At 68.4% G+C, this 4549-nt stretch carries 5 protein-coding genes; 3 read left to right on the top strand and 2 right to left on the bottom strand.

What is annotated here, in order from left to right; all coding sequences use genetic code 11:
• The 3 genes from BGN95_RS11945 to obgE form a co-directional block, all read left to right on the top strand.
• The coding region (locus BGN95_RS11945; RefSeq protein ID WP_286772732.1) for a hypothetical protein at nt 1-138 on the top strand (138 nt) is incomplete at its 5' end.
• A gap of 129 nt (nt 139-267) precedes the next feature.
• Entirely contained in the window at nt 268-858 is a 591-nt protein-coding gene (locus BGN95_RS11940; RefSeq protein ID WP_179513482.1) for a TetR family transcriptional regulator, read from the top strand.
• A gap of 1 nt (nt 859) precedes the next feature.
• Nucleotides 860-1909 carry a GTPase ObgE gene (gene obgE / locus BGN95_RS11935; protein WP_286772724.1) on the top strand — a complete coding sequence of 350 codons (1050 nt, stop codon included), beginning with the start codon at nt 860-862 and terminating at the stop codon, nt 1907-1909.
• Between the two features lie 133 nt (nt 1910-2042).
• Here the strand turns inward: obgE and BGN95_RS11930 are convergent, their stop codons facing one another.
• Entirely contained in the window at nt 2043-3290 is a 1248-nt protein-coding gene (locus BGN95_RS11930; protein WP_286772723.1) for a serine hydrolase domain-containing protein, read from the bottom strand.
• Entirely contained in the window at nt 3272-4516 is a 1245-nt protein-coding gene (locus tag BGN95_RS11925; protein WP_286772722.1) for an SAM-dependent methyltransferase, read from the bottom strand. Before BGN95_RS11925 ends, BGN95_RS11930 begins: the two co-directional genes overlap by 19 nt.
• Nucleotides 4517-4549 lie beyond the last annotated feature (33 nt).

Genomic DNA, 4549 nt, shown 5'->3' with positions numbered 1-4549 from the left:
ACCAAGCTGGGCTTCCGCGAGGTGCGCCGCGAGCCGCATTATTCGGTCGCGCATCGCGGCAATGTCGATTGCGCGGTGCTGGCGCTCGATCTCGACGACAATGGTGCGGACATGAGGTCGCTGCCGATCGCGGCCTGAACCCGTGTCCCCGCCTGCGCGGGGACACGAAGACCCCGGCGACTCCGCCACCCTCGTTAAACCGCTCCCCCGCCCCGCGGGACCAACTCCACGATTGTATTTCCCCTGCAAAGCGCCGAGAGCCGTCATATGTCCGTCACCCCCCTCCCCGCGCGCAAGCGGCTGAGCCCCGAGGAATCGCGCGAGGCCGCGCTCGAAGCGGCGCGCGATCTGCTCGTCGAGGTCGGCCCGCAGGCGGTGACGCTCAAGGCGGTCGCGGCGCGGATCGGGCGGACCCACGCCAATCTGCTCCACCATTTCGGCTCGGCGGACGGGTTGCGCCAGGCGCTGATCGTCAGGATGGCCGACTTCATCAGCGGCACGATCCGCGAGGCGGTATTGCGCCAGCGCGATACCGATCAGGAGCCGGCCGAGATCGTCGGGCTCGCCTTCGACGCGTTCGACACCGGCGGTGCCGGCGCGCTGGCGAGCTGGATGATCCTGACCGGCAACGAGGACGCGCTCGACCCGATCTTTCAGGCGATCCACGATCTGGTCGACGAGCTTGCCGCCGATCATTCCAAGGACGAGCGCCCGATCGCCGACGAAACCCTGCAACTGGTGCTGATGGCGCTGGGCGACGCGCTGTTCGGCGCGCCGCTTACCCGCGCGCTCGGCCTTCCCCGCGATCGCGCGCGCCACCTTGCGCGCGAGATGCTGCTTCACGACCGGATCAACTGACGTGCATTTTCTCGACCAGGCCAAGATTTTCGTCCGCTCGGGCGCCGGCGGCCCCGGCGCGGTGAGCTTCCGCCGCGAAAAGTTCATCGAATATGGCGGGCCCGACGGCGGCAACGGCGGCAAGGGCGGCGACATCGTGTTCGAGGCGGTCGCCGGGCTCAATACGCTGATCGATTTCCGCTACACCCAGCATTTCCGCGCGCCGCGCGGGCAAGGCGGTTCGGGCTCGAACCGCACCGGCGCGGGCGGCGAGGATCTGGTGATCAAGGTGCCGGTCGGCACGCAGATCCTCGCGGACGACGAGGAGCGGACGCTGCTGCTCGATATGGTCGAGGTCGGCCAGCGCGAGATGTTCCTGCGCGGCGGCGACGGCGGGCGCGGCAACGCCAGCTACAAGACCTCGACCAACCGCGCGCCGCGCCAGCACGGCACCGGCTGGCCCTCGTCCGAGGCGTGGGTGTGGCTGCGGCTCAAGCTGCTCGCCGATGCCGGGCTGGTCGGGCTGCCCAATGCGGGCAAATCGACCTTCATCAACGCGGTGACCAACGCGCAGGCCAAGGTCGGCGCCTATGCCTTCACCACCACCCGGCCGCAGCTCGGCGTGGTGCGGCACAAGCAGCGCGAATTCGTCATCGCCGACATTCCGGGGCTGATCGAGGGCGCGGCCGAGGGCGCGGGGATCGGCGATCGCTTCCTCGGGCATATCGAGCGCTGCCGCGTGCTGCTCCACCTGGTCGATGCCAACGATCCCGACGTGGCGAACAGCTATCGCATCGTGCGCGACGAGCTCGAAGCCTATGGCGCGGGGCTCGACGAAAAGCCGGTGGTGGTGGCGCTCAACAAGATCGACACGCTCGACGACGAACTGATCGCCGCGCTCTCCGGCGAGCTGGAGGAAGCGAGCGGCGCGCCGGTGATCCCGATCTCGGGCGCGAGCGGGATCGGCGTCGACTGGGCGCTCGACCGGCTGATCGAGGCGATCGGGCCGGAACACGGCAAGGTCAGCGAGGACGACGAGGGCGAGGATACGCTCGACTGGTCGCCCGTTTAAGGACACCGGGGTGAAAAACTTCCGTTCGCCCTGAGCTTGTCGAAGGGCTGCACTTCCTCTTCCGAAGAAAAGTGCAGGGCTTCGACAGGCTCAGCCCGAACGGGGAGAGGTATCCCCCTTTTGCGCAACGCGCTCAATGCCGCCGGTGCGGCACCTGCACCAGCGGCCCCTTGGCGGCCTTGAACAACTCCCCGAGGAACGCCAGCCGCTGGCGCGACAGTTCCGGATCGGTCGCCTTGGGCCAGGCGCTGAGGATCACCACCACCGTCTTGCTCGCGCGATCGATCGTGATGCTCTGCCCGAACACCCCGACCGCGCCGAATCGGCCCTCGGGATAGGTCCACCATTGATAGCCATAGCCGAACCCCGGCCCGCGCCCGGTATCGGCGTGGGGCTTGCTCGCCTCGGCGAACCATTCGGGGGCGACGATGCCGTGCCCCTCCTCCATCGCCAATTGCCCCATCCGCGCATAATCGCGCAGCGAGACCGAGATGCAGCAGCCGCCGATCTCATGCCCCGCCGGGTCGGTCATCCAGAAGGCGTCGCTGCTCATGCCGTAGCGCTGCCACACCTTCTCGGTGAGATAATTGGCGAGCGGCTGCTTGATCGCATTGCCGACCAGCACCCCGATCAGATTGGTCTCGCCGGTCTTATAGACCCATTTGCTCCCCGGCGCGGCCTCGCGCGGCAGGGTGCGCATATAAGCGACGGTCGGATCCACCCCGGCCGGCGCCGGGGTCGAGAACATCCGCACCACATCGGATTTGGGATCGGTATAATCCTCGTTCCACTTGACCCCGGAGGTCATCGTGAGGAGTTGCGCGATCGTCACCCCGTCATAGGCGCTGCCCGCGAGATCGGGGATGTAGCGCGTCACCGGCTCGTCGACCGATTTGATATAGCCGTCGCGGATCGCCGCGCCGACCAAAGTCGAGGTGAAGGATTTGGCGACGGAGAAGCTCGTCCAGCGCCCGTCGCGGTCGAGCCCGCGCGCATAGCGCTCGAGCCGCACCGCGCCCTGCTGGAGCACGATCAGCCCCGCGACATTCTGCGCCTTGATGAAGGCATCGACCGTCGCCGCCGCGATCGGCAACGGCGGCCCCGGCGGCAGCGCGAGCGGCTTCTTCGCCGCGTGCACGACATGGCCGGGGAAGAGTTTTTCCATGTGCGGGAAATTCTGGTCGCGCTGCTCCTGGTTCCAGAACAGCACCTCCGCCGCGGCGCGCTCGACATGCGCGCGATTTTCCGCGGTGAGCGGGACGCCGCCCTCGACTGCCTGCTGCGGCTGATGCTGCTGCGGCGCCGGCAGCGATTGCGCGCCAACAGCACCCGGCGCCGCGCCCGCCAGCAACGTCGCCGCGATCAGACCGGTCCAGCGCATCCCTTTTCCCCCTTCACCAATGTCACTTGTGCGACATCGATTCCGCCCCCGCGGAATCCTCCCTCGCAATACATCAGATAATAGCGCCACAAGTCGACGAAATTCTGGTCAAACCGCGCGGGCAGCCGCGCTTCCGCCACCGCGGCGTCGAAGCGCACGCGCCATTGCCGCAGCGTTTCGGCATAATCGGCGCCGAAGCCGGTGCGATCGCGCCAGTCCAGCCCCTGCGCCTCGGCCAGCGCACGGAACCGGCTTTCGGAGATCAGCAGCCCGCCGGGGAAGATATAGCGCTGGATGAAATCGGTGTTGCGCGCATAGGCATCCCACACATCGTCGGCGATCGCGATCAGCTGGATCGCGGCACGGCCGCCCGGTCTCAGCGCGCGGGCGATCGCGGCGAGATAATCGGGCCAATATTCCTGCCCCACCGCCTCGACCATCTCGATGCTCGCGACGGCATCGTAAGTGCCCGTGACGTCGCGATAATCGACCAGCGACACCTCGACCGGCAAGCCCGCGGTGCGCTGTTCGACCACCGCCTTCTGCTCGGCCGACAGCGTGATCGCGTGGACGCTCGCCCCAGCTTGCGCCGCCGTCAGCGCGAAGCTGCCCCAGCCGCAGCCGATCTCGAGCACGCGATCGCCAGCGCCGGCACCGGTGCGCGCGAGGATCGCGGCGAGCTTGCGGCGCTGCGCCTGCTCCAGCGTGTCGCCGGGGGCGAAGATCGCGCTCGAATAGGTCAGGGTCGGGTCGAGCCATTCGGCGTAGAAATCGTTGCCGAGGTCGTAATGCGCGGTGATGTTGCGCTTCGCGCCGCGGCGATCGTTGCGGCGCGCGGCGTGGAACAGCCGCGCTGCGATCCGGGCGAGCCCCTTGGCGCGCCCGACATCGCCCAAGGTGGCGCGGTTGCGCATGAACAGATCGAAGATCGGCACCGGATCGGGGCTCGACCAGTCGCCCGCCGCCCAGCCCTCATACCAGCCGATCGATCCGGCGAATGCGAGCCGCCGCAGCGCGCGCCAGCGGTGGATCGCGACGGTCGCCACCGGCGCCCCGCCGCGCCCACCGAGCAACCGCCGCGTCCCGTCCGGCAACACGGTGTCGATCGCGCCGACCGCGAGCCCGGCGTCGATCCGATCGAGGATGCGATGATACAAAGGCGCGACGATGCGCGCGATGCGGCCGCCCTCGCGCGGCACTCCGCTCACTCCCAAGCCCTTGTCCACGCTCGCGCCTTTGCACCGGCTGAGGCGTCAGCG

It is taken from the genome of Sphingomonas sp. 66-10, from assembly GCF_001897045.1.
Lineage (GTDB): Bacteria > Pseudomonadota > Alphaproteobacteria > Sphingomonadales > Sphingomonadaceae > Sphingomonas > Sphingomonas lycopersici.
This window is presented reverse-complemented; position numbering and strand designations above follow the sequence as displayed.